Origin of the sequence: Streptomyces sp. NPDC049887 (assembly GCF_040656535.1) — a bacterium.
Classification (GTDB): Bacteria; Actinomycetota; Actinomycetes; order Streptomycetales; family Streptomycetaceae; genus Streptomyces.
The window spans coordinates 123,375-146,782 of the sequence record NZ_JBFAMM010000019.1; the positions used below are offsets into that span (position 1 = coordinate 123,375).

A 23,408-nucleotide genomic window follows, 5' to 3' on the forward strand; every position below is an offset into this window, starting at 1 on the left:
TTGGTGTCAGCAGCAGACGGGACAGCGGGTGCCGATCGCGTAGCTGCTGGGCGAGGTGAACGTGCCCTGGCCGAACTCCTGGGTGTGCTCCGGGACGTCCGACACGCGGAGGTCGAGGTCGAGGTCGAAGTCGGCGCCGGAATCGGCCTGCAGGATGAATTCGTTGCGCATTGCTCTCCTTAGAGGTCGGTCTGACGTACAGGTTCGAGCGATGTCCGAGCACGGTTCTCGCCTCGGTGAGATCTACCTTTCACTGCTGCACCACGAGTGGGTGAGTACCTTTTCAGCCAAGGCGCATATGTCAATGGCTGTTTGTCGACACAACGGCAAGTCGGTGTGCAGGTAAAGGGATTCACCCAGCGCCGGGAACGCCCCGGATTGAGGCGTGCGGATGTCGGTGAGTTCGCAACACCAGAGGGCTTGCGGCAGGGGCACGGGTGCGCTCGGCGCTGCGAGGAGACGTCGAGGGCGCCGAGAAGCCCGAGTTCGCACCCTACGCAGCGATCCGTCGGGACTACCGTGCCGGACCGGCGAAGCGGGCCGCGCCGCGAAGACGCGGCGTCGACTGTGCCACGGTACAGAACGCGGCGTTCCACGACTGCCCGCCGAGCGATCGGTCCACTTGCTGACCACGAACCCGATCGAGTCGACCTTCGCCACCGTTCGCGCGCGTGAAGTCACCAAGGGCGCCGGCAGCGCGGCTGTCGCGCCCGCCACGCTCTTCGAACTCGTCGACTCCGCCCGAGACCGCTCGCGAGTCGTGAACGCACCCCACCCCGTCACCCTCGTCCGCGCGGGAGTTCGCTGAGAAGCCCAACGGAATGCGGCGGCTGGCGGGCGGGAACCCCGATGTGTTGCAGACCCGCGTGGACCGGGACCGGTCCACGGGCGGTCGGGCCGTTACCGGCCGAACTCGTTGAAGGCGGCTTCGAGGTCGGCGGCGAGACTCTCGGCGTCGCGGCCTTCGATGCGGTGGCGGGCGATGAAGTGGACGAGTTCGCCGTCCTTGAAGAGGGCGAAGGAGGGGTGGGACGGGGGGATGTCCGCGAAGTAGGAACGCATCTGGGCGGTGGCTTCGATGTCCTGCTCGGCGAAGACGGTGAGCAGCCGGTCAGGGCGCTTGGCGTCGCCCGAGAGGGCGAGCCGGGCACCGGGCCGGGCCATGCCGGCCGCGCAGCCGGTGACGGAGTTGATGGCCACCAGGGTCATGCCGGTGCCGGCGTCCTTCATGGCGCGGTCGACGTCGTCGGGGGACAGCAGCTCGACGAAGCCGATGCTGGTCAGCTCCTCCCGCATGGGCTTGACCAGCAATGGAGGGTACGGCATTACCAATCCTCACTGAGAACCACTACGGAATCACTCAGTGTACTGATGCGTGCGCTGCGAGTGCTGCATTTCCCACATCCAGCCCGGCCCAGGAGTGCACCCCGGCCGGATCCACCCGGATCCGGCCTGACGGAGAATTCAGCCGGAGGGCGACGCCGACCTGAACCATCGACCCGGAAGTGACGCGGCGACCGGACTCGGGTTGCCCGCGGAGGTGAGCCGTAAGAGGGGATTCCCGCTGGACCCCTCGTGCGTGCGCAGCCCGCCGGCGGCACCCGGCACCAGCCCCGGTGGGTCCGGCCCCTTCCGGACGACATCCTCGTCACCTTCCTGACCGCCCGGGACGGAGGCGAGGACGGCAGGGCCACCGCGCAGGACGTCGTCGGAGAGCTCTGGTCCTCCCGGCAAGGTCCCTCCGTCCTGAACCTCCGCTGGAAGACCCCGGCGATGCGGTACGCCGGGCAGCCGACGCCAACCCGACCCTGACACCGGAGGCCCTGGAAACCCTCCTCGCCGACCCCCGCGCCGCGGAGGGCGCCGCGGCTTCCCTTGTCGAACGCTGTCGCGCGGTGCGCCCGGGCTCGGTCGACGGTCCACGGGACACCCCCTGGAACACCCGTGACGTGGAGGTGATCACCCCCGAGAAGGCACGGATCGTTCTCACCGCGGCGAAGCCCTTCGATCCGGCCGGTCGGGAGGCGCGGAACCTCGAAGCCATCGGAATCACCCCGCCGGGCGGCGACCGTTGCGACAAGAATGAGGAACATGCCTGACACCACTGAAGTCGATGGCCTGACCGTCGGTCAGGTCTCCACTCTCATAGCCGTGACAGTCCGCGCACTGCACCACTGGGATGGGATCGGTCTGTTGCGACCGTCGCTGCGCACGGCTGCCGGATACCGGCTCTACACTGCCGGTGATCTGGAGCGCCTGCACCGCATCGTCGTCTACCGTGGGACAGGTCTCGGCCTGGACAGGATTCAGGCCGTCCTGGACGACTCGACCGCAGACGTGCCCGGCGCATTGCGCGCGCAGCGCACCAAGGTTGCCGAACGGATCGACCGCCTTGAGCAGCTCAGCGCCGGACTGGATCGGATGATCGACGCCCACGACGGCGGCCTGCCACTGACCGTCGAGCAGCAGGCTGCGATCTTCGGGCCCGAGTGGAACCCGGACTGGCCTGCCCAAGCCCGCCGGCGCTTCGGGGATACGACGCAATGGCGGCAGTACGCCGAGCGCTCGGCCTCTCGCGATCCGGATGAATGGCAGGCCATCACCGACGCCATGACCGACTTCGAAAGCGCCCTCGGCGATGCGATGGATGCCGCAGCCCGTCTCACCCTGCGGATCCTCGTGCTCGCCGACCCGCCGCCGGGGGCCACCGTCCGGCCCCTGTACCACCACCACACCGAACAGCCACAGGAACGGCAGCAGTTGAACCGAACGCCGCCTGCTTCGGACCCCTTGGGAGGGCGGCTCGAAGCAGTTGCGACCTCATGAGCCGGCTTTCCGCATCACGATCTCTCCTCGGTCCTGAGCAAGCGGTTTGTGCGCGAACCGGACGATCGGTCGAGGGTCCCTGCCTTCTTCACAGCGCGGCGACCTCCTCCGGCGTCGGGTACGACCCCTGCGCTCCCGCCTTCGTCACCGCCGCCGCCCCGACCCGCGCCGCGTAGGCCGCGGCCTCCATGAGCGCGTCGCCCTGTCCCAGCCGCCAGGCCAGCACCGCCGTGAAGGCGTCGCCCGCGCCGGTGGTGTCGACGGCGTTCACCTTCACGGCGGGCACCAGGGCGGTCCCTTGCCTCGACGCCACCAACGCACCCTGCGCACCCAGCGTCACGACCACCGAGCGCGGCCCGCGCGCGAGCAGGGTCCGCGCCCAGTCTGCGGGCTCTCCACCGACCGCCTCGTCACCGAGGATCACCTTCGCCTCGTGCTCGTTCACGATCAGCGGGTCGCACGCCGCCAGCACCTCCGGCGGCAGGGGGCGCGGCGGCGACGGATTCAGTACGAAGCGGGTGCCGGGCAACAGGCTCCGCACCGCTTCCGCCACCGTCTCCAGCGGGATCTCCAACTGCGCCGACACCACCCGGGAGGCGTGGAGGAGGCTCCCCGCCGCCCGCACGTCCCCGGGCGTGAGCTGCCCGTTCGCCCCCGGCGACACGACGATGCTGTTGTCACCGGACGGGTCCACGGTGATCAGCGCGACGCCGGTCGGCGCGCCGCCGACCAGCACGCCCGCCGTGTCCACCCCGGCCGCCCGCTGTGTGTCGAGCAGCAGCCGGCCGTACGCGTCGTCACCGACCCGGGCCAGCAGAGCCGTACGGGCTCCCATCCGGGCGGCCGCGACGGCCTGGTTGGCGCCCTTGCCGCCGGGATGGACGGCCAGATCGGAGCCGAGCACCGTCTCCCCCGGCCCCGGCCGCCGTTCGACCCCGATCACCAGATCGGCGTTGGCCGACCCGATGACCAGGAGGTCGTGGTCGTACATGAGAGGTCTCCCTGATTTCCCGTAGCTGGTGGGCGGCTGGAGCCGAGGCGACGGACGTGGGGCGTCAGCCGCCGAAGTCGGCCACGTTCTCCTTGGTGACCACCTTCACCGGCACCTTCACCGTCGCACTCACCTTCTCGCCCCCGGCGGCCCGCAGGGCGTTGACCACGGCGATCCGGCCGAGTTCCCTCGGCTGCTGGGCCACCGACGCGTACAGGGTCCCGTCCCCGACCGCCCGCAGCCCGTCCGGCGTGCCGTCGAAGCCGACCACCTGGACCGAGGTACCGGCCTTCGGGCCCAGTGCCTTGATCGCGCCGAGTGCCATCTCGTCGTTCTCGGCGAAGACGCCGTCGATGCCGGGGTGCGCCTGAAGGAGGTTCGACATCACGTCGAGGCCCTGGGTGCGGTCGAAGTCGGCGGGCTGCCGGGCGACCACCTTGATGCCCGGGTAGGCCTTCAGCCCTTCGGCGAAGCCCGCGCCGCGCTCCCGGCTGGCGGAGGTACCGGCCTGGCCCTGCAGGATGACGATCGTGCCCCTGCCGCCGAGTTTCTCGGCGAGCGCCCGGGCGCCCAGCTCGCCGCCCTCGACGTTGTCGGAGGCGACCAGCGCGGCCGTCTTCGCCTTGGTGACGCCCCGGTCGACGCCGACGACGGGAATACCGGCCCGGTTGGCGGCCCGCACCGCAGGGCCGGCCGCGTCCGAGTCCACCGGGTTGACGACGATGGACGTCAGGCCCTCGCTGGTGAAGTTCTGCAGCTGGTTGGCCTGCTGCGAGGCGTCGTTCTGCGCGTCGGTGACGGTCAGGTCGGCGCCGAGCCTCTTCGCCTCGGCCTCCGCGCCCGCCCGGATCTGCACGAAGAAGGGGTTGTTGAGCGTGGACAGCGACAGCCCGATCCTCTGCTGGACGGCAGTCGACGAGCCGCTGTGCAGCAGCGAGGTCGCTCCCACGACCGCCGCCGCGACCACGGCCGCAAGGAGGTACGTGACCGCTTGCCTGCCCTTGTTGCCGCCGCCGGCACCCACCGGAGTCGCCCCCGCCCGGCGCCGCACGGTGTCGAGCAGCACGGCCAGCGCGATCACCACACCGATGACCACCTGCTGCCAGAAGGCGGACACCGAGAGGAGGTTGAGGCCGTTGCGCAGCACCGCCAGGATCAGAGCACCGATCAGTGTCCCGGACGCCTTGCCGGTACCGCCCGCGAGCGAGGCACCGCCGATGACGACGGCCGCGATGGCGTCGAGTTCGTAGCCCTGCGCGGCCTGCGGCTGCGCGGAGGACAGCCGGGAGGCGAGCACGATGCCCGCGGCGGCGGCGAACAGCCCGGACAGCGCGTAGATGGCGAGCTTCTGCTTCTTCACCCGCAGCCCCGACAGCCGGGCCGCCTCCTCGTTGCCGCCGATCGCGTACATGGACCGTCCGAGGTACGTCCGTCCCAGCACGAACGCCGTGATCAGCCCCATGACGACCATCACCAGCAGGGGCACCGGCAGCCAGCCTCCGAGTGTGTCGCCGAGGTGCGAGACCGATTCCGGAAGGGCGATCGGCGAACCCTGCGAGATGACCAGCGACAGCCCGCGTGCCACGGACAGCATGGCGAGTGTCGCGATGAACGGCGGGAGTTTGCCGTACGAGACGAGGAATCCGTTGACCAGGCCGCACACTGTGCCGGTCATGACGGCCAGGATCACCGCAAGGGCGACCGGTACGCCCGCGTCGGTGGCGCTCCAGGCGAGGACTGTCGCGGACAGCGCGGCGACCGAGCCGACCGACAGGTCGATACCCGCCGCGACGATGACGAAGGTGACGCCGAAGGCGAGGATCGCGGTGACGGCCGCCTGGACGCCGATGTTGAGCAGGTTGTCAGTGGTCAGGAAGTCGCCGGACAGCGCCGACAGCGCGACGACGAGGACGATCAGCGCGGTGAGCGCCCCGTTGTCGAGCAGCAGCCGGCGCACCCCTCCGTGGCCGGCGGCGCCACCCGCGCCCGCGGAGCTCTTGATGGTGTCAGTGGCCACGGGTGGCCTCCGTTTCCGTTGTGGGGTTGCTGACGGCGAGCGCCATCACTGCGTCCTGGGTCGCCTCGTCGGTGGGGAGCTCGCCCGCGATCCGCCCCTGTGCCATCACCAGCACCCGGTCGCTCATGCCGAGCACCTCGGGCAGATCGCTGGAGATCATCAGAACGGCGGCGCCGGCGGCGGTCAGTTCGTTGATGAGCTGGTAGATCTCGACCTTGGCGCCGACGTCGATCCCGCGTGTCGGCTCGTCGAGGATCAGCACCCTGGCGTCGGCGAGCAGCCACTTGCCGATGACGACCTTCTGCTGGTTGCCGCCGGACAGGGTCCGCACCTGCTGCCCGAGCCCGGCCATCCGCACCCCGAGCTGCCCCGCGATCCGCTCGGCGGCCTCCCGCTGGCCCCTCAGGTCGACGAGTCCCGCGCGGGAGGCCTTCCGCAGGGTGACCAGCCCGAGGTTCTCCTCGACGGAGGCGTCGAGCACCAGCCCCTGCCCCTTGCGGTCCTCGGGCACGAGTCCGATCCCGGCGGCCATGGCGGCGTTGACGTCATGGCGCTTCACCACGGCACCCCCGGCCGTCACGACGCCCTTGTCGTACGGGTCGGCTCCGAACACGGCCCGTACGACCTCCGTACGACCGGCCCCGACGAGCCCCGCGATCCCCACCACTTCGCCGGCCCGCACCTCGAAGCTCACGTCGTGGAAGGCCCCGTCCCGGGTGAGCCCCTCGACGGTCAGCAGCGCGGCACCGGCGTCGCCGCGTTCCCGCGGGTACTGCTGCTCGATCGACCGCCCCACCATGAGCCGTACGAGTTCGTCCTCACCTGTGGAGGCGGGCACCTGACCGACGGTCCTCCCGTCGCGGATGACGGTCACGCGATCCCCGAGGGCGGCGATCTCCTCCAGGTGATGCGTGATGAACACGACCCCGGCACCGTCTTCCCGCAGCTGCCGCACGATGGCGAACAGCTTCTCGACCTCCTCGGTGGTCAGTACGGCGGTCGGCTCGTCCATGATGAGCACGCGCGCGTCGAGACTGAGCGCTTTGGCGATCTCGACCATCTGCAGCCGGGCGATACCGAGTTCACGCACGCGCGCGCGTGGGGACACGTTCACGCCGACGCGCGCGAGCAGTTCCTCGGCGTCGGACTCCATCCGCTTCCGGTCGACCATCCCGAACCGCCGGGGCTGCCGCCCGAGATGGATGTTCTCGGCGACGGACAGATCGGGAACGAGATCGAACTCCTGGTGGATGGTGGCGATCCCGAACCGCTCGGAGTCGTGCGCACCGTCGATGTGCACCTCCTCACCGTCCACCAGGATCCGTCCGGCGTCGGGCGTGTGGGCACCGGAGAGCATCTTGATGAGCGTGCTCTTGCCGGCCCCGTTCTCGCCGAGCAGCACATGCACCTCGCCCCGGCGCAGGTCGAAGTCGACGCCGTCGAGCGCGACCACGCCGGGAAAGGTCTTGCGAATGCCCTCGATGCGCAGCAACTCGTCCGGGTTGCTCACGGAATACTCCTTCGTACGGGGGACGGGGGCGGTGCGATCGAGGGGGGCTCGCCGCAGGAACGGCGTACGACGAGACGGGCGGAGAGGGTGACGGACTCACCCGGCCGCCCCTCGATGCGGGCGACCAGGGCGCGTACGGCGGCGCGCCCCAGCTCGCCGGTGGGCTGGGCGATGGCGGTGATCGGCGGGTCGGTGTGCACGAACCACCGGATGTCGTCGAAGGCGGCGAGCGCGATGTCGTCGGGAACACGCATCCCCCGCGCGCGTACGGCGTCCAGGGCGCCGAGGACCATCAGGTTGTCGGCCGCGAAGACGACCTCGGGCGGTTCGGGCAGATCGAGAAAGCCCTCGGTGACCCGGCGCCCGCTCTCGGCCTGGAAGTCGCCCCGGCCCGTGTATGCCTCGGGGAGGTCGAGACCGTACGCACCGAGCGCCTCCCGGAAGGCCTCCACGCGCTCCCTCCCGGTCGTGGTCGCGGCAGGTCCCGCGATGATCGCGAGCCGCCGGTGCCCGAGGCCGTGCAGATGCGCGACCAGATCCCGTACGGCCGCCCGTCCGTCCGCCCGCACCACGGGCACGTCCACACCCGGGATCCACCGGTCGACGAACACCATCGGCGTCCCCGCGCGCGCGGCGTCCAGCATCAGTGGCGAGCCACCGTCGGTGGGCGAGACGAGGAGGCCGTCGATACGGCGGTCCAGCAGGTTCCGTACGTGGTGGTCCTGGAGGTCGGGGCGCTCGTCGGCGTTCCCGATGATCACGCTGTAGCCGAGTGCTCGGGCCTCCTCCTCGACGGAGCGGGCCAGCTCGGTGAAGTACGGGTTCAGCACGTCGCTGATGACCAGGCCGAGGGTGTGGGTCTGGTCGGTGCGCAGGGAGCGGGCGACGGCGTTGGGGCGGTAGCCCAGGGTCTCCACGGCGGCCAGGACGCGCGTGCGTGCGTCCGCGCTGACCGACGGATGGTCGTTCAGGACTCGCGAGACCGTGGCGACGGAGACGCCTGCCTCGGCGGCGACGTCCTTGATGCTCGCCATCCCTGGTCCACCTCCTTGTGGAAGAGTTCATGGAATCGATTACACTGGGGCACGACGGAGATTGGAATCGATTACAAGCGGCGCGTGCAAGGGGGGTGACGGAGGACGAGACCGGATCGTGACCCCACCGTCGGGGTCCGGCAGGAGGGCCGTGGGCTTCCGGGCCCGGCACGACCGGGATGCGGCGCAGGCGGCGACACCCGGACCGCCGGAAGGAACGCTCCGACGACCCTCGGCCGGAGGTGCCACTGCCGGCTGCCGTCCACCGGACACTGTCCCGTCGGCGGGCCCGCGGGGCGGAAGTCTGCTTGACTCGTCCCCGTGGACGCATCCGGCCGGCGGACGGTGTGGGACAGCACCGAGGTCGCCGACGACTTCGTCCTGTGGGACGACACGGTCGGGTGGCTGTGGGGCTACCCCTTCGTGTTCGAGCAGCTGCGCTTGGCGCAACCGGACGTAAGGGTCCTGGTGGATGTGGGCTGCGGCCCCGGGAGGGTCGCGCGCCGCGCCGCCGAGGACCACGACCTCCAGGTGCACGCGGTGGACATCTCTCCGAGGATGCTGGACCTCGCGGCCGGCCGGCGCGGCCAGGCCCGTGTCGCCTTCCACCATGCCTCCGGCTGGGACCTGCCGTTCCTCGACAGTGCGTCGGTGGACGCGGTGATGTCCTGCTTCGTGCTCGTGTGCGTTCCGCGGCGGGAGCAGGCCGAGGCCATGGCGGCCGAGGCGCACCGGGTACTGCGGCCCGGTGGCCGCTTCGCCGTTCTCAACGCCCACCCCGGCCACACCGGGGTGACCTTCGACAGCTTCCGGATCGGCCGCCCCGGTGCGGCCTACCGGGCGGGCGACCCGATACCGGTACGGCTGCGCCGGACGGACGGCGTGTGGGTGGACATCGTGGACACGTACTGGCCTGCCGAGAGCTACCACGAGATGCTGAGCGGCGTGGGCTTCGCCCGCGTGTGGCAGACCGTACCGCTGCCGGCCGACGTCCGGCGTCGGCACGGCCCCGAGGCCACCGCCCACGAGCGCTGGGTGACGGAGCGGACCACGCCGCCCTTCCTCCTGGTCGTCGGTGAGAAATGAGTCCGCTGCCCGCCTGCCGCACACGGCGGTCACACGGTCACCCCGACGTCCGGGCGGCACCGTGCGCCGAGTCCGTGCCCGGAGGACACGGGCCGCGATTGCCCGTCACCGGGCTCAGCGCGGTCTAGCGTGCGGTCATGACTGTGATCGGTGCGGGCAGCACGGGGGACGCGCGTGAATCGCCATACGCGGAGAGCCCGGCGCGGCTGGTCGCTCTCTCCGACGGGATCTACGCCATCGCCATGACGCTGCTGGTGCTCGACGTCTCCGTCCCCGAGGGCTTGGACGCCACCGGTTTCCGGTACGAGATGAGCCAGGTCTGGCCCAAGCTCGGTGCCTACGCGCTCAGCTTCGCCGTTCTCGGCGCCTTCTGGCGCGACCAGCGCCAGATCCTCCATCAGGTGCGGCGCGCCGACATCCTCACGGTACGCCTGACCCTGGCCAGCCTGGGCGCGGCCGCGCTGCTGCCCTTTCCCACCGCGTTGCTGTCCGAGTACGGGGGCGAGCAGCCACTGGCCGTGTCCTCCTACGTAGCCACCATCGCTGTGATCAGCCTGCTGCACCTCGCGCTGTTCACCGGCATCTGGCGGCGCGAACGCCTTCAGGCCCGACCGATCCCCGACCGTGTCGGCTGGACCACCGTCACGGAGCAGGGCGCGGTCGCCCTGCTCTGCGCGGCTTCGGTGGTGATCGCCTTCGCCGTGTCCCCGCGGGTGGCGCTGGGAACCTGGCTTCTGTCGCTCCCCCTCAAGCACGCGATCCGCTGGCGTGGCCGAACTCGCCGCGCATCCGGCACGACTTGAGGGAGAGCGGTTCGGCTCCCACTGCAGATGCCCCACCCCGGCCGGTCGTTGGCCGCGGCGCTCGCCGGTTTCGAGCGGGCCATCGAGTCTCGACGCCTACGGGCGTCTAACGTTCCTCGCCCCGCCGCCGTTCGTCGTCGCCCGCGACACCACCGCCCACACCTGATGCGGGGACCGGCCCTGCTGCCCGCGCCGCGCCGGCCGGGACTGCTCCACCCCGTCCACCGATGCCTCGTCCCCCGACCGAATCAGGTCCTGACGCCGGCACCCGGCCCGGTCGAAATCCAGCCAGACCCGTGGGGCGATTGTGAACAATCGGCCCAGGATGACGTTCGCCTGCGACACCGGACCGATGGAAACGGCGAGGCGGCATTTCGGGTGCGGCGCCGTTCGGTCGACGACCCGAAACGCCCCGGCGAGAAGTTTACGCATTCAACGGAATTACTCATTCCGGCCGTGCAGCGTCATCGCGTCGCCATAAGCGGCCGCAGATTTTCCGCCATCACACACAGCAACCCCGCGCCGACGACGAGTGGTGATCGTCACAGACCCGCAGCGTGAGACCGCCCGATCGGTGCGATAACGTCGACGTGCAGCGCACCGACGTCCGGGATTTCCTGTCGCCGGACCACGTCCCGCCGAGGGTGAAACCAGAATTTTTCGATGGCTTCACCGAACGAGAACATGACGCGGACAAAGATTCCCTGACGTCTGTTCATGATTCACCGCGACGCCGCGCCGCGTGAACGAGAAACCACCGGGAGAAGTTTGTGTACAACAGTCGCTTAGAGTCCATCGGGGCCTATCTGCCACCGGCTTCCATGAGCACTCCGGAACTCCTCGCCCGCATGGAGAAAGCGCCTGAGTTCGACCTTCTGAGAATTACCGGAATGGCCGAGCGCCGGGTCGCGGACGACACCACCGGCACCCCCGAGGACTGCCTCACCATGGCCCTCTCGGCAGCCCGCGCATGCCTCGGCCGCTCGCGCTATGCCGCCGACGAGATCGACATCGTGATCTCGTGCTCCATCAGCCGTACGACGGACGGCCGCCGCCATCAGTTCGAGCCTTCGTTCGCCCGGCGCATCGCCGGGGAACTCGGGGCGGACCGGGCGATCCACTTCGATGTGTCCAACGCCTGCGCAGGCATGATGACCGGTGTCTATCTCCTGGACCGCATGATCCGCTCCGGTGAGGTGCGCAACGGTCTGGTGCTCAGCGGAGAGCACATCACCCCGATCGCCTTCACCGCCGCGCGCGAGATGGCGGACAGCCGGGACCCTCAGTTCGCATCGCTCTCCGTCGGTGACTCCGCCGTCGCCGTCCTCGTCGACCGCGCCGCCGACGACGCCGACGTCATCCATGACATCGAGCTGATGACCTGCTCGGAGTACTCGCACCTGTGCCTGGGCATGCCCAGCGACGACACCGGCGATCTGGCCATGTACACCAACAACAAGGAGATGCACGCCGAGGACCGTCTCTCGCTGTGGCCGGCCTTCCACGGCGACAGGCTCGCCGACGACGGCCGCCGGTTCGCCGACGAGGGATACGACTTCGTGATCCAGCACCAGGTCGGCAGCCGCTTCATCGATTTCATGAACCACGTGGGCGAGAGCATCTTCGGGACACCGATGCCCGAGTCGCTCTCGGTCGTCGAGAACTTCGCCAACACCGCGACCACATCCCACTATCTGGTCCTGCACCAGGCACTCATGGAGCGCCGCATACCCAAGGGCTCGAAGGTCCTCATGGTGCCCGCCGCCTCCGGCGTGGTGACCGGGTTCCTGTCCGCGACCGTCTCCTCCCTGGAGGTATGACCATGGCCACCGTCATCACCTCCACGGCGCTCAGCCCGGCCGACGGGGCCGGCAGCGCGATCGGATACGCGGCATCCGCCGGGAGTGCGTGTCTGCGGCGAGCAGGTCTCACCCCCGCGGACGTCGACGTGCTGATCAACGTAGGCGTCTACCGCGACTCCAACATCTCCGAGCCGTCCGTGGCCGCGCTCATCCAGAAGCGCATCGGCATCAACCTGGACTACCTCCACACCGCCGACAGGCATGCCGCGTTCTCGTTCGACCTGATGAACGGGGCCTGCGGCGTGCTCAACGCCGTCCAGGCCGGGGGTTCGCTGCTGGCGGCCGGCAGCGCCCGCCGGGTGCTGGTGGTCTCGGCCGACACCCACCCCTCGATGGACCCGACCAGAGCGGGGACGGCCGAGTTCCCCTATGCGAGCACCGGCGCGGCTCTGCTGCTGGAACGCGGGCACGACGCCCGGGGCTTCGGACGGGTGCACCACCGTTCGCCGCGCGGCGCCCATGGCGTCAACGGATATCTGCCCCTGTACGAGGCCGGCTCCGAAGGCCGCAGCACCATAGCCGTCGACCGCGACAGCGGCGTGGTGGAGCGGATGCTCGATCTCGCCGTCGACTCGGTGCGCGGCACGCTGACGGCCGAGTACGGTGCGGAAGCGGCCCAGGCACCGACGGTCCTGGACCGCACGCTGCTGATCACCTCTCAGCCGTCGCACGACTTCGCCTCCCGCCTGTCCAAGCGCCTGGGCCTGGCAACCGATGCCGCGGTGACCGTCGAAGGGCTCACCGGCGACCCGCACACCTCCGCACTCACCTACGGCTTCACACAGGCCCGGGACTCGGGACGGCTCACGGGCCACGACCGGATCCTGTTCCTCGCCGTCGGCGCGGGCCTGAGCTCGGCGACGTCCCTCTACCGGCTCACCGCCGACACCGAGGGAGCCGCCCGCTGATGTCCGGCACCATGACCGGGACGACCCGGAACGCGTCCCTGGCCGATCTGCTCGCCCGGCACGCCACCCGTACCCCCGACAGGACGGCCGTGGTCCATCCCGCCAGGAGGCAGGGCTCGTCCGGGCCACCCGTCTACACCTCGGTCGGCTACGGCGACTTCGCCGCCCGGGTCACCGCTTGCGCCGCAGGGCTCCGCGCCCGGGGCATCGGCCCCGGTACCCGTACGGCCCTGCTGGTGACTCCCGGCGCCGATCTGCTCGTCCTGGTCTTCGCCCTGATGCACACGGGCGCGGTACCCGTGGTGGTCGACCCGGGCATGGGACTGGGCCGCATGCTGGACTGCATCCGCCGGGTGGGAGTCCAGGCGTTCATCGGCGTACCGTCCGCGCACATGCTCCGGCGCCTTCGGCCGCGTGCCTTCGCCGGAGTGAAGAGCGTGATCACGCTGCCCCGGGGAAGCGGGCTCGAGGAGCTGGCCGCGCTCGGCGCGGGCCGGCCGCAACAGCCTCCGCGGCCGTCCGGTCCGGACGACATCGCGCTGATCGGCTACACCACCGGCAGTACGGGCCCGGCCAAGCCGGTCGAGATCACCGTCGGCATGCTGCGGGGGATGGCGCAGGGCGTCGAGGCCGGCCACTTCACCGCCGAGATGACCAGCACCCTGGTCACCATGCCGCTGATGGGCGTGTTCGACCTCGCGGCGGGCCGCACCGTGGTGGTGCCGAGGATGAACATGGGTCGCGTCGGCGCCGCCGACCCGGTGCTGCTCACCGACGCGATCCAGCGCTTCGGTGTGAACGCCATGTTCGCCTCGCCCGCCCTGCTGGGACCGCTCTCGGCCCATCTGGCGGAAACCGGCGCCCGGGTGCCGTCACTGCGTCTGATCGTCTCCGGTGGAGCCCCGGTGAGCCCCGGGCTGATGAGCGCGCTGCGCGCCGTACTGCCCCACGACGCAGACGTGTTCAGCACCTACGGATCGACCGAGGCGCTGCCGATGGCACTGGTCGAGAGCAGGGAGGCACTGGCCGGACCCGCGGACGGCCCTGCCGCCGCCCTCGGTGTCTGTGTGGGGCGACCCGCATCCGGCGCGACAGTCCGCACCATCGAGGTCAGCGACGGGCCGGTGCCCCTCTGGACGCCCGGACTTCCCGTCGCCGAAGGTGAGATCGGCGAGATCGTGGTCAGCGGCCAGGCGGTCAGCCCGCGCTACTTCCGCTCCCCCGAGGCCGATGCCGCGCACAAGATCCAGGACGGCGGGCGTCGCTGGCACCGCACCGGTGACGTCGGATGGATCGACGACGAGGGCCGCATCTGGTTCTGCGGACGCAAGAGCCACCGGGTCCGCACGGCGAACGGCGATCTGCACACCGTGCGGTGCGAAGGGGTCTTCAACTCCCACCCGCAGGTCAAACGCACAGCGCTGGTGGGCTTCGGCCCGCACGGCGAGCAGCGGCCCGTGCTGTGCGTCGAGCTCGAGGCGGACACGGGTCGGGAGCACTGGCCGCGGATCGAGCGCGAGTTGCGCGCTCTGGGCGCCGGCAACCCGGTGACCAAGGGGATCGACGACTTCCTGCCGCACCCCGCCTTCCCCGTGGACATCCGCCACAACGCCAAGATCCGGCGGGAACTGCTGGCCGGCTGGGCCGAGGACCGGCTCACCGGCAGTCGCCGCCCGACCGCCGCGGACCGGGCGCTGCGCACCGTCCCGCTGCTCGGCTGGGCCTATCTGGCCGCCTGGCCGCTGCTGCCCTGGGAGCACGTGGCACTGACCGCGTTGTGGTGGATCGACGCCTTCCTGAGCGTCGTCGTCCATGCGCTCCAGATACCGTCCGCCCTGCGCATGGAGCACGAGACGGCCACCGGGCGAAGGCCCTGGGCGACGGCCGCGCTGACGATGCTGTTCGGTGCGACCTGGTGGCGCCGGCGCGGCGGCCGGTCGAAGGGGGCGACCGCGTGAAGGTGCTGGTGACGGGCGCGTCCGGGTTCCTGGGCAGCCACATCGTCGATGCCTGCCTGCGCGCGGGCGACACGGTACGGGTGCTCGTCCGCGAGGAGAGCGACCTCGGCCATCTGCGCACCGTCACGGGCGTCGAGTTCGCGTACGGAGATCTGCGTGACACCGCGTCCCTGCGAAGGGCGACGGAAGGCATCGACGTCGTGCACCACAGCGCGGCCCGGGTCACCGACCGGGGCACCCGGGCCCAGTTCCGGGACGAGAACATCCAGGGCACCGAGCGCCTGATGACAGCGGCCCGGCGGGCCGGGGCACGGCGCTTCGTGTTCATCAGCAGCCCCAGCGCGCTGATGGGCGTTCGCGGCGGTGACCAGCTCGACATCGACGAGAGCGAGCCCTACCCCGCACGGCACCTCAACCTCTACTCGGAGACCAAGGCCGAAGCGGAGCGTCTCGTCCTGGCCGCCAACCGCGGGGAGTTCACCACCGTCGCACTGCGCCCGCGGGCCGTGTGGGGCCCGCGCGACCACTCCGGCTTCATGCCCAGGCTGATCGCGAAGATGATGACGGGAAGTCTGCCCGACCTCTCCGGTGGCCGGCCGGTGTACGCCTCGCTGTGCTATTGCGAGAACGCCGCCGATGCCTGTGTACGGGCGGCGCGTGCCGACGGGGTCGGCGGCCGGGCGTACTTCATCGCCGACCGGGAGCCGGTGGAGGTGTGGAGCATGCTCGCCGCCCTCGCCGGAAGATTCGGGGGCACGCCCCCCACCCGGCAGGTCTCCCTCCGTCTGCTGCGGGCGCTCGCCGTCACGGCGGACACGCTCTGGAAGCTGCCGCCGCTGGCCAGGCACTCCTCCCCGCCGCTCTCCCGGTACACGCTGGCACTGCTGACGCGTTCGGCGACGTACGACACCTCGGCCGCACGCCGGGACCTGGCCCCTCCGCCGGTCGCCCACGAAGTGGGGATGGCCAGGCTCGAGGCCTGGATCGACGGCATCGGCGGCGTCAACGAGTACATCAGGAAGGTGCGGTAGTCATGAGCAGGCAGCACATCGCCGTGGACGGCGGTGCCGGCACCGGGTCCCCCGGCCGGGCGACGTTCCGCCGCCCCGTCTCCCCCACCGAGTGGTCCTACCTTGCCGCCGCCCGGCTCGGCGGCGAACTGCTGGTGCTCCAGCTGGTGGTCGAGGGCACCGGGCCGATCGACGCCCTGGCCCTCGGCCGTGCCGTGGCCGAGGTCTCGCCGTCATGCCCCGGCTCGCGGTTGACGCGCCGGGGCAGGATGTGGGTCGACAGCGGACGTGCCCCACGGGTCGTGGTCGTCGAAGGAACGTCGTTCGACCGCACGGCGCTCACGGGACCGCCGGAGCTCGTCACCCCGCTCGCCAATGCCGAGGACCGCCCGGGCTGCGAAGTGCTGCTGCTCACCGGCGAACCCGGCACCGTGGTCTTCAGGGCGTCCCACGCCGTGATGGACCTCAAGGGCGTCTCGTTGTGGGCCACGGAGGTGTTCCGGGCCCTGCGAGGTGAACCCCCGCGGCGCGCGGCGGACCCGCTGACCGACTACGGGCTTCTGGCGGCGGTGGGCAGGACCGGGCAGCGGCCCCGTCTCGGACTCGACCAGCGCTCACCGCTCGGCGGCCGGCCCGGCAGCGGTTCGGTGTGGCGGCGGCGTACGGTGGCGGGCCGACACCCGGCGCTGGCCGCCAAGGTGGCGGCCGCGATCGCGGCGGGCGTACCCGGCCCGGGGGCACGGATCATGGTGCCCGTGGACCTGCGACGTCACGACCCCGGGGTGTCGTCGACGGCCAATCTGGCCCTGCCGGTGTTCCTGGACGTGCCGTCCGGCCAGAGCGCGAACGCCGTGCACCGGAGGTTGCTGGGCGAGCTGGCCTCCCGGCGGGAACTGGCGGCCGGCGCGGAAGCGGCCCTGGCGCGCCTTCCGCTTCCGGCGGCGGCGGCCCTGGTGGGCGCGTCACGGGCCGCCGCCTCGGTACGGCACCGGTACCCGGCGTCGGCCATCGTGTCGAACGCCGGCCGTCTGGCGCCGGCCGACTTCAGCGCCGGGGAGTTCACCGCGACGACCGTGTACGCCCTGCCGGTGCACGCTCCCCTGGTACCGGTCAGCATCGCGCTGATGGAACTGCCCGAGCACATCGAGCTCGTGATCTCCGCCCGTGGAGCCGCTGACGTCGGCGAGCGCTGCGAGGCCCTGCTGGATCGCATCGACTCCGCGCTGGGTGCGGACGCGCCGGCCTCGTGCACGCCGCCCCCGGCAGCGCGGGAGCCCGGCGCCGCCGAGCTGCTGCTCGCGCCCGGCCCCGGCGGCCTCCCGGCACTGGACGGCTCGGTGGTGCAGCTGTTCCGGGCGCAGGTCGCCCGCCGACCGGACGCACCCGCGGTGCTCGGCGACGGGCTGCGGTGGTCGTACGCGGAACTGGACCGTCGCTCCGACGCCGTCGCGGTCGAACTGCTCGCCCGCGGCGTCCGGCGCGGCGAGGTCGTCGGAGTCCTGGCGGACCGTTCGGCGGCGGGCCTGGCCGGGGTCTGGGGCGTACTGAAGGCGGGCGCCGCCTTCCTGCCCGTCGACGTACGCAATCCGGCGCGGCGGGTCGAGGAACTGCTGCGCGACGCGGGGGCTCGCATCTGCCTCGCGGAGACGGCCTCGCGGCACCGGGCTCAGGGCAGCGGTTGCACGACGCTCCTCCTCGAACACGTCGCGGGCGACGGAGCGACCGTCGACGAGCAGGGCCGCGCGGCCCTCGCCGCCGCCGCTCCCGGCCCCGACGATCTGGCGTACGTCATCTACACCTCGGGCTCCACCGGCAGGCCCAAGGGCGTCCAGGTCGAGCACCGCAGCCTGACCAACGTCGTCGGGTGGATCGCCCCCTTCATGCGCTGCGACGAGGAGACCCGGGCCGCGTACTCCTTCTCCCCCGCGTTCGACCTCTCGGTCATGCAGATCTTCCCGCCCCTCGTGCACGGCGGTGCCGTCGTGCCGATGCCCGGTGAGCTCGACCACGTCAAGCTGCGCGAGTTGTTCTCCGGACGCCTGGCCAACACCCTCGGGATGACGCCGACCCATCTCGATCTCGCCTGGCGCCTCGGAATCCGCGCCACGAACATCCGCGCCCTCCAGTCCGGCGGCGAGAACCTCACCACTGCGAGCAGCATCCGGGCACGCGCGTCCTTCGGACCCGACTGCCTCTTCGTGAACGTCTACGGCCCCACCGAGGCCACGGTGGCCTGCACCGTCGCCGTCGTCGACGACGGCACCGGACGCCCGTCCGCACCGATCGGAGTGCCGGTGCACCGCACGTCCGTGGCCGTACTCGACGAGCGGGGACAGGAAGTCCCGGACGGCGAGCTGGGTGAACTCCATGTGACCGGCGTCCAGTTGGCCCGCGGCTATCTCGGCCGCCCCGACCTGACGGCCGAACGTTTCGTCTACCTCCCGGACGGCCGGCGCGCCTACCGCACGGGTGATCTGGTGCTCCGCCTGCCCGACGGTCAGCTGGAGTACGCCGGGCGGATCGACTCCCAGGTGAAGATCCGCGGTCACCGAGTCGAGCCGGGCGAGGTCGAGGCCGCGCTCACCGCTCTGCCGGACATCGCGCAGGCCGCGGTGGTCGCCCGCCGCAGGAACGACACCGGCGCGCAGGCGCTGTGCGCTTTCGTGGTGCCGGTCCGGGGCGCTGCTGCCTTCGACGAGGCGGCCGTACGAGCGGTTCTCGAGCGCTCGCTGCCGTCCCACCTGGTGCCCACGGTGATGTGTGCGGTCATCCGGCTGCCGGAGACGGCCAGCGGCAAGACCGATCGCGGCGCGCTGCCGAACCCCTTCGACGGGGCACCCGCTCCCACGGGGGCGCCCGACGTCCAGGACCCCGCCAACGGACCGCGTCCCGAGGGGGCGGCAGACGAGCCGGACCCCGGTGTGGCCGCGGTGACGGCCGGGATCTGGGCCCGTGTCCTGCGCTGCGACGCCGCGGACCTCGACGCCTCGTCCGACTTCCACGCTCTGGGCGGCGACTCGCTGGCCGTCCTGGAGATGCTGGCCGCGCTGGGCCAGGAGCTGCTGGGGAGGGACGCGGAGCAGCGGTTCCTGACCCGACTCGGCCCCCTGAGCGACAAACTGACGCTCGGCCGGGTGGTCGGGGCCGTAGAGGCGCTGCGGAGCGAGTCATGATCTTCGTCGGCGAGGGCGCCCTCCTGTGGCGCGCCGTTCAGCACACCCTCGACAGCGGCCTGACCGTGGACCTGGTCTGCGGGCCTCCCCCGGCCCCGAACGCCGTTCGGCCCGACGTTCCCTTCCGTGCCGCCGCGGACGTCAACTCCGTGGCGGCCGAGCTGGTCGCCGCCAGCACGGACGGCGTCGTCTGGTCGCTGAACAACCGGATCATCTTCCGTGCACCGGTGCTGTCCAGCGGGCTGCGCGTCCTCAACGTCCACCACGGTCCGCTGCCCGCCTATCGGGGGCTGCCGGAAGTGGCCCTGGTCTACGCCATGCTGCGTGACGAGCGGGAGTTCGCCGCGACCCTCCACCAGGTGGACGCGGGAATCGACACCGGACCCGTACTGGCCGCCGACCGCTATCCGATCGGGCCCGACGAGCCGTTCCACACGGTTCTGCGCCGCGGGCTGCAGATCTGCCACCGGCTCTTCGAGCGATGTCTCCCCCTGGTGGCGGCCGACCCTGCCTGGAACGGCGAACCGGCCCGCCCCAGCGGGGCCGGTCCCAGTGGCTACTTCGGCCGCAGGGAACTGGCCCGGCTGCCCCGGCACCGGGACCACCCGGATTTCGGCCGGGCCACCGACCTGGGCTTCCTGGCGGACTACCTCCCGGAGCTCGCTGCCGTCCTGCGGTGAAGCGACCGCGCTTCCCGCGGGGTCACCCACGGCAGGGTCGCCGTCCGTCCGCGCAGCGTACTCGCGGCGGTGATCCATCGCCCTGAGCTAGCGGGGGACCGAGCCCCGTACCGCAGGGCCCCGCCAGTCCTTCCGGCTGCGGGGCCGCTTGGTCGTCCGCTGCGGATCAGGCGGTGCTCACCGCGCACTTGCCGCGGTCGGCCTTCATCGGGCCTTCAGCGGTTGGCCGGACGTCGAAGTCGAATATGGCGGTGGGGACGTACAGCGAGCAACAGGCGTTGGGAATGTCGACGATGCCGCTGATGCGTCCCTCGATGGGGGCGGAGCCGATGAGCAGGTAGGCCTGCTCTCCGCTGTAGCCGAACTTCTTGAAGTACTCGACGGCGTTGAGGCAGGCCCGGCGGTAGGCCAGCGTCGCGTCCAGATAGAAGTTGGTGTCGGTGTCGTGGTCGACGGAGATCCCGATGAAGGTGAGGAACTCCGTGTACCTGGGCTCGACGTTGCCCGGGACGAACACGGGGTTGGTGGAGATGCCGTACGTCTCCATGCCGCCCTTGATCAGGTCGACGTGGAAGTCGATGAAGCCGCCCATCTCGATGGCTCCACAGAACGTGATCTCTCCGTCGCCTTGGCTGAAGTGCAGGTCGCCTCCGGAGAGCTTGGCGTCCTTGACGTGTACGGGGTAGTAGACCCTTGAGCCGCGTGTGAAGTTCTTGATGTCGTGGTTGCCTCCGTTCTCGCGGGCCGGCACCGTACGGGCGCCCTCCGCTGCGATGCGATCGGCGAGGTCGCCGGTCGCCGTGCCGGCGAGGGCGTTGGTGGCGTCCGGAGGTACGGCGAGTGGCGGGACCCGGTTCGGGTCGGTGTCGATCAGCGCCTTCTCACGGGTGTTCCAGCGAGCGAGCATCTCGGCCGACGGTGCTGTTCCGAACAGCCCGGGGTGGGTGATCCCCGTGAAGCGGATCCCGGGCAGATGACGGGACACGGCCTGCTGCCCGTGGAAGTCCCAGATCGCCTTGTAGGCGTCCGGGAAGTAGTCCGTCAAGAAGCCGCCACCGTTGGCCTTGGCGAAGATGCCGGTGTAGCCCCAGTTCTGGCCCGCCATGTCGCCGGTCTGCTGCGGTACGGGACCGAGGTCGAGGATGTCGACGACGAGCAGGTCGCCGGGTTCGGCGCCCTCCACGCCTATCGGGCCGCTGAGCATATGGGGGATGGTCAGGTCGATGTCGCGTACGTCGTTGGCGGAGTCGTTGTTGCCCACCTGGCAGTCGGTCCAGTCACGGCACTCCACGCGGAACTCCGCTCCCGGCTTCACCATCGCGACTGTGGGGACGTCCGGGTGCCACCTGTTGTGCCCGGGAACATCCTGTTCACGCATCGACTTGCTCTGGTCCACACTGAATACCACTTCGGGCATGACAGCTCCTTAGTTCCGATCAGGTCACATTGGTGTGATCATGGTTCTGACCCCGGAGTCGCGGGGGCAGGGTGCCGTGAACCCCGGGTGAGCGGCCACAGCGCCGCGAACACCACGACGCCGAACACCGCCAGAGCAATGGCGATCTCGGTGGGGTGCTTCCAGTAGCCGGAGAGCAGCAGCCCGGCGGGAATCACTCCGGTGACCCAGCCCTGAATGGCCGTGACCCAGCCCGTGTATTCCCTGAGGGCGTCCATCTTGAGGCCGAGCAGCAGGAAGAACAGGAACCACAGGAAGGCCCAGTAGATCCAGATGACGCCGAAGGCCTGGTCCTTGAGGAGCCGGAAGTTGACGAACGCGTACCCCAGGGCCGAGACGGCCACGAACAGCGAGTAGTAGCCGACACCGGTGCTGTCGAGACCGGTGAGCAGGCCGATACCCACGTAGAGGTAGGTGAAGCCGAACAGATAGATGCCGGACGCCGCCAGGATCTTCATGGGGTCGTCGCCGGCGGTGAAGATGAGGTAGGTCGGCGTCAGTACCTGCAGTGCGCCTATGAAGAGGTTGAACACCGCTCCCGCTTTGGCGTCAACCTTTCCGAGAAGCAGCAAGCCGTTGATGAAGAGCACCGCACCGACGAAGAGCAGTCCCACGTTGCCCACCGGGGACGCACCTCCTCAGGCCGTAGGGAGACGGAACCACCGGAACCCGTCTGACAACGTTCTCTGCCTTGGCGACCACCGCCCTCAGGGTCGCGGCAACCGCGAGAGGGCGGGATGCGGGCGCCGTGGCACCCTTTCGCCCGGCGGCACTTCGGAGACCACTGCCGGGGCGTCGCGGGAACGCTCGTCCCGCTCGTGGAGGGCGGCGACCGTGTTCGGGGTCAGCGCGAGGCCGGGCGAGGAGTACACGCGTCGTGCGGTGCCCGAGCAAACAGGGCAGCCGTGGCTGGTGGGCGCTGTTCCGATCGCCAATTTCACGTCGAAAGGCCCGCAACGGCTGCATAGGTATTCGTAGGTTGCCATCAGCAGCCTCCGGGTGCCGGTAGGTGCTGGCAAACCAGATGAAGTGTGGCGGTCGCTCTGATCAGCGTGTGCCACGACGTGTCTTCTCCTTCCAGGAGACGACTCGCGAATCCGCGTGTCAAGACCCGGACATCCGGGCCGCGCTGTTCCCCGACGGCGTTCTCAGGACGGTCCGACCACGGCCTCAGAACGTCCCGGCGGCGAACCCGGCCGCAGCGGCGGGCAGTCCCACCGCGAGGCTCGACGCGCCGTAGAGCAGCGACTTCCCGACTCGGCCCTGCTCGCACAAGCGGACCAGCTCGTAGCTGAATGTGGAAAAGGTCGTGTAGGCCCCGCAGAAGCCGGCACCGACGATCGTCAGGACTTGCTCGGGGAGCCCGTGCCGCGCCCAGAGGCCCACGAAGAGCCCCAGGACGAACGAGCCCGTGATGTTGATCAGCCATGTGCCACGCGGGAACGCACCGGGTTTCCGGTACTGCACGTACTGGTCGAGCATGTACCGCGCGACCGCCCCGAGGGCCGCCGCCGCCCCGACGCCGAGCAGGGTGATCATCGCGTCCTCCGGGACCCGCTCCCGGTCCGGGCGCGGCCGCCGGTCCAGCTCACTGCCTTGCGACCGACCGCCAGGCCCAGCACGGTGGCGGCCGGGCCGGCGAGCAGACTGCCGACCACGTTGAGGGCCGCGAGGGTGTAATGGCCGTCGCCCAGAAGGCGATCGGTGTCGACCATCCACGTCGAGAACGTGGTGTACGAGCCGAGGAACCCGACGGCGGCGAACGGCCTTGCGTACCGGTACCGCCTCCGGCCGTCCATCACATACACCAGCAGCAGCGCCAGCAGAAACGCCCCGGACACATTGACGGCGAACGTCGTCAACGGAAACGTCCCCGCGGACGTGGGAAACGCCAGCCCCAGGGCGTAACGGCCCGTCCCGCCAAGCAGCCCGCCCAGCCCGATCGCAGCCAGGACATCGCCCGGCACCCGGGCCCGGAACGGCTCGCGTCGAGTCGTCAACGAAACGTCCGCATCTCTGTCCACCGGAACACCCCGCATCATTATCCACGGGATTGCAGGGCCGATGCCCACTCGACTAATATTCAAGATCATC

21 protein-coding genes and 2 pseudogenes are annotated in these 23,408 nt (G+C 70.5%); 12 read left to right on the plus strand and 11 right to left on the minus strand.

What is annotated here, in order from left to right; translation table 11 throughout:
• Positions 1-6 precede the first annotated feature (6 nt).
• On the minus strand, positions 7-171 hold the full coding sequence (gene lanA / locus AB0J10_RS22790; protein WP_363064324.1) for an SCO0268 family class II lanthipeptide: 165 nt from the start codon (positions 169-171) through the stop codon (positions 7-9).
• A 424-nt stretch (positions 172-595) separates the two neighbouring features.
• Between lanA and AB0J10_RS22795 the strand changes: the two are divergent.
• Positions 596-808: pseudogene (locus AB0J10_RS22795) on the plus strand (IS256 family transposase); the annotation flags it as partial.
• Positions 809-900: 92 nt separating this feature from the next.
• Here AB0J10_RS22795 and AB0J10_RS22800 read toward each other — a convergent pair.
• Positions 901-1,326: a BrxA/BrxB family bacilliredoxin gene (locus AB0J10_RS22800; RefSeq protein WP_363064325.1), complete on the minus strand. Its 426-nt coding sequence runs from the start codon at positions 1,324-1,326 to the stop codon at positions 901-903.
• A 249-nt stretch (positions 1,327-1,575) separates the two neighbouring features.
• Between AB0J10_RS22800 and AB0J10_RS22805 the strand changes: the two genes are divergently transcribed.
• The 3 genes and pseudogenes from AB0J10_RS22805 to AB0J10_RS22815 all read left to right on the plus strand — a co-directional run bounded on the left by AB0J10_RS22805 (position 1,576) and on the right by AB0J10_RS22815 (position 2,826).
• On the plus strand, positions 1,576-1,812 hold the full coding sequence (locus tag AB0J10_RS22805) for a hypothetical protein (RefSeq protein ID WP_363064354.1): 237 nt from the start codon (positions 1,576-1,578) through the stop codon (positions 1,810-1,812).
• A gap of 59 nt (positions 1,813-1,871) precedes the next feature.
• Positions 1,872-2,099, plus strand: a pseudogene (locus AB0J10_RS22810) (VOC family protein); the annotation flags it as partial.
• Positions 2,092-2,826 (plus strand): MerR family transcriptional regulator, encoded by a 735-nt coding sequence (locus AB0J10_RS22815; RefSeq protein ID WP_363064326.1) that lies wholly within the window; start codon positions 2,092-2,094, stop codon positions 2,824-2,826. The pseudogene AB0J10_RS22810 and the gene AB0J10_RS22815, both read left to right, overlap by 8 nt.
• 88 nt (positions 2,827-2,914) lie before the next feature.
• Here the strand turns inward: AB0J10_RS22815 and AB0J10_RS22820 are convergent, their stop codons facing one another.
• From AB0J10_RS22820 to AB0J10_RS22835, 4 genes are all read right to left on the minus strand, one after another.
• Positions 2,915-3,817 (minus strand): ribokinase, encoded by a 903-nt coding sequence (locus AB0J10_RS22820; protein ID WP_363064327.1) that lies wholly within the window; start codon positions 3,815-3,817, stop codon positions 2,915-2,917.
• Positions 3,818-3,881: 64 nt separating this feature from the next.
• The gene (locus AB0J10_RS22825; RefSeq protein WP_363064328.1) at positions 3,882-5,834 is read right to left on the minus strand and encodes a substrate-binding domain-containing protein; all 1,953 of its coding nucleotides are present in this window, start codon (positions 5,832-5,834) and stop codon (positions 3,882-3,884) included.
• Positions 5,824-7,344, minus strand: coding sequence for a sugar ABC transporter ATP-binding protein (locus tag AB0J10_RS22830; RefSeq protein WP_363064329.1), 1,521 nt, complete (start codon positions 7,342-7,344; stop codon positions 5,824-5,826). Before AB0J10_RS22830 ends, AB0J10_RS22825 begins: the two co-directional genes overlap by 11 nt.
• Positions 7,341-8,378 carry a LacI family DNA-binding transcriptional regulator gene (locus AB0J10_RS22835; protein ID WP_363064330.1) on the minus strand — a complete coding sequence of 346 codons (1,038 nt, stop codon included), beginning with the start codon at positions 8,376-8,378 and terminating at the stop codon, positions 7,341-7,343. The genes AB0J10_RS22830 and AB0J10_RS22835 overlap by 4 nt, the downstream gene beginning before the upstream one ends.
• Positions 8,379-8,699: 321 nt before the next feature.
• Here AB0J10_RS22835 and AB0J10_RS22840 point away from each other — a divergent pair, with 321 nt between their 5' ends.
• From AB0J10_RS22840 to AB0J10_RS22875, 8 genes are all read left to right on the plus strand, one after another.
• The gene (locus tag AB0J10_RS22840; RefSeq protein WP_363064331.1) at positions 8,700-9,464 is read left to right on the plus strand and encodes a class I SAM-dependent methyltransferase; all 765 of its coding nucleotides are present in this window, start codon (positions 8,700-8,702) and stop codon (positions 9,462-9,464) included.
• Between the two features lie 137 nt (positions 9,465-9,601).
• Positions 9,602-10,267, plus strand: coding sequence for a TMEM175 family protein (locus AB0J10_RS22845; protein ID WP_363064332.1), 666 nt, complete (start codon positions 9,602-9,604; stop codon positions 10,265-10,267).
• A gap of 890 nt (positions 10,268-11,157) precedes the next feature.
• The gene (locus AB0J10_RS22850) at positions 11,158-12,087 is read left to right on the plus strand and encodes a 3-oxoacyl-[acyl-carrier-protein] synthase III C-terminal domain-containing protein (RefSeq protein WP_363064333.1); all 930 of its coding nucleotides are present in this window, start codon (positions 11,158-11,160) and stop codon (positions 12,085-12,087) included.
• Positions 12,088-12,089: 2 nt separating this feature from the next.
• Positions 12,090-13,037 carry a hypothetical protein gene (locus AB0J10_RS22855; protein WP_363064334.1) on the plus strand — a complete coding sequence of 316 codons (948 nt, stop codon included), beginning with the start codon at positions 12,090-12,092 and terminating at the stop codon, positions 13,035-13,037.
• Positions 13,037-14,995, plus strand: coding sequence for a fatty acid CoA ligase family protein (locus AB0J10_RS22860; protein WP_363064335.1), 1,959 nt, complete (start codon positions 13,037-13,039; stop codon positions 14,993-14,995). Before AB0J10_RS22855 ends, AB0J10_RS22860 begins: the two co-directional genes overlap by 1 nt.
• Complete coding sequence (locus AB0J10_RS22865) at positions 14,992-16,026, plus strand: NAD-dependent epimerase/dehydratase family protein (RefSeq protein ID WP_363064336.1); 1,035 nt, start codon at positions 14,992-14,994, stop codon at positions 16,024-16,026. The genes AB0J10_RS22860 and AB0J10_RS22865 overlap by 4 nt, the downstream gene beginning before the upstream one ends.
• Before the next feature lie 2 nt (positions 16,027-16,028).
• Positions 16,029-19,178 carry a non-ribosomal peptide synthetase gene (locus AB0J10_RS22870; protein ID WP_363064337.1) on the plus strand — a complete coding sequence of 1,050 codons (3,150 nt, stop codon included), beginning with the start codon at positions 16,029-16,031 and terminating at the stop codon, positions 19,176-19,178.
• Positions 19,175-19,858: a formyltransferase family protein gene (locus AB0J10_RS22875; RefSeq protein ID WP_363064338.1), complete on the plus strand. Its 684-nt coding sequence runs from the start codon at positions 19,175-19,177 to the stop codon at positions 19,856-19,858. Before AB0J10_RS22870 ends, AB0J10_RS22875 begins: the two co-directional genes overlap by 4 nt.
• A 166-nt stretch (positions 19,859-20,024) precedes the next feature.
• Here AB0J10_RS22875 and fmdA read toward each other — a convergent pair whose 3' ends face one another.
• The 5 genes from fmdA to AB0J10_RS22900 form a co-directional block, all read right to left on the minus strand.
• On the minus strand, positions 20,025-21,275 hold the full coding sequence (fmdA, locus tag AB0J10_RS22880) for a formamidase (RefSeq protein ID WP_363064339.1): 1,251 nt from the start codon (positions 21,273-21,275) through the stop codon (positions 20,025-20,027).
• Positions 21,276-21,313: 38 nt separating this feature from the next.
• Positions 21,314-21,937: an AmiS/UreI family transporter gene (locus tag AB0J10_RS22885; RefSeq protein ID WP_363064340.1), complete on the minus strand. Its 624-nt coding sequence runs from the start codon at positions 21,935-21,937 to the stop codon at positions 21,314-21,316.
• An 84-nt stretch (positions 21,938-22,021) separates the two neighbouring features.
• Positions 22,022-22,300, minus strand: a complete 279-nt coding sequence (locus AB0J10_RS22890) for an FmdB family zinc ribbon protein (RefSeq protein ID WP_363064341.1) — start codon at positions 22,298-22,300, stop codon at positions 22,022-22,024.
• 184 nt (positions 22,301-22,484) lie between these two features.
• Positions 22,485-22,853, minus strand: coding sequence for a fluoride efflux transporter CrcB (gene crcB / locus AB0J10_RS22895; RefSeq protein ID WP_363064342.1), 369 nt, complete (start codon positions 22,851-22,853; stop codon positions 22,485-22,487).
• A complete protein-coding gene (locus AB0J10_RS22900; RefSeq protein WP_363064343.1) occupies positions 22,850-23,314 on the minus strand; it encodes a CrcB family protein in 465 nt (154 codons plus the stop codon). Before AB0J10_RS22900 ends, crcB begins: the two co-directional genes overlap by 4 nt.
• Positions 23,315-23,408: the final 94 nt, after the last annotated feature.

What these genes read in the sequence shown, in the direction of transcription:
- AB0J10_RS22890 (WP_363064341.1), bottom strand. Translation starts at nt 22,300, where the DNA reads ATGGCAACCTACGAATACCTATGCAGCCGTTGCGGGCCTTTCGACGTG.
- crcB (WP_363064342.1), bottom strand. Translation starts at nt 22,853, where the DNA reads ATGATCACCCTGCTCGGCGTCGGGGCGGCGGCGGCCCTCGGGGCGGTC.
- AB0J10_RS22835 (WP_363064330.1), bottom strand. Translation starts at nt 8,378, where the DNA reads ATGGCGAGCATCAAGGACGTCGCCGCCGAGGCAGGCGTCTCCGTCGCC.
- AB0J10_RS22815 (WP_363064326.1), top strand. Translation starts at nt 2,092, where the DNA reads ATGCCTGACACCACTGAAGTCGATGGCCTGACCGTCGGTCAGGTCTCC.
- AB0J10_RS22870 (WP_363064337.1), top strand. Translation starts at nt 16,029, where the DNA reads ATGAGCAGGCAGCACATCGCCGTGGACGGCGGTGCCGGCACCGGGTCC.
- AB0J10_RS22875 (WP_363064338.1), top strand. Translation starts at nt 19,175, where the DNA reads ATGATCTTCGTCGGCGAGGGCGCCCTCCTGTGGCGCGCCGTTCAGCAC.
- AB0J10_RS22860 (WP_363064335.1), top strand. Translation starts at nt 13,037, where the DNA reads ATGTCCGGCACCATGACCGGGACGACCCGGAACGCGTCCCTGGCCGAT.
- fmdA (WP_363064339.1), bottom strand. Translation starts at nt 21,275, where the DNA reads ATGCCCGAAGTGGTATTCAGTGTGGACCAGAGCAAGTCGATGCGTGAA.
- AB0J10_RS22820 (WP_363064327.1), bottom strand. Translation starts at nt 3,817, where the DNA reads ATGTACGACCACGACCTCCTGGTCATCGGGTCGGCCAACGCCGATCTG.
- AB0J10_RS22855 (WP_363064334.1), top strand. Translation starts at nt 12,090, where the DNA reads ATGGCCACCGTCATCACCTCCACGGCGCTCAGCCCGGCCGACGGGGCC.
- AB0J10_RS22850 (WP_363064333.1), top strand. Translation starts at nt 11,158, where the DNA reads ATGGCCGAGCGCCGGGTCGCGGACGACACCACCGGCACCCCCGAGGAC.
- AB0J10_RS22845 (WP_363064332.1), top strand. Translation starts at nt 9,602, where the DNA reads ATGACTGTGATCGGTGCGGGCAGCACGGGGGACGCGCGTGAATCGCCA.
- AB0J10_RS22800 (WP_363064325.1), bottom strand. Translation starts at nt 1,326, where the DNA reads ATGCCGTACCCTCCATTGCTGGTCAAGCCCATGCGGGAGGAGCTGACC.
- lanA (WP_363064324.1), bottom strand. Translation starts at nt 171, where the DNA reads ATGCGCAACGAATTCATCCTGCAGGCCGATTCCGGCGCCGACTTCGAC.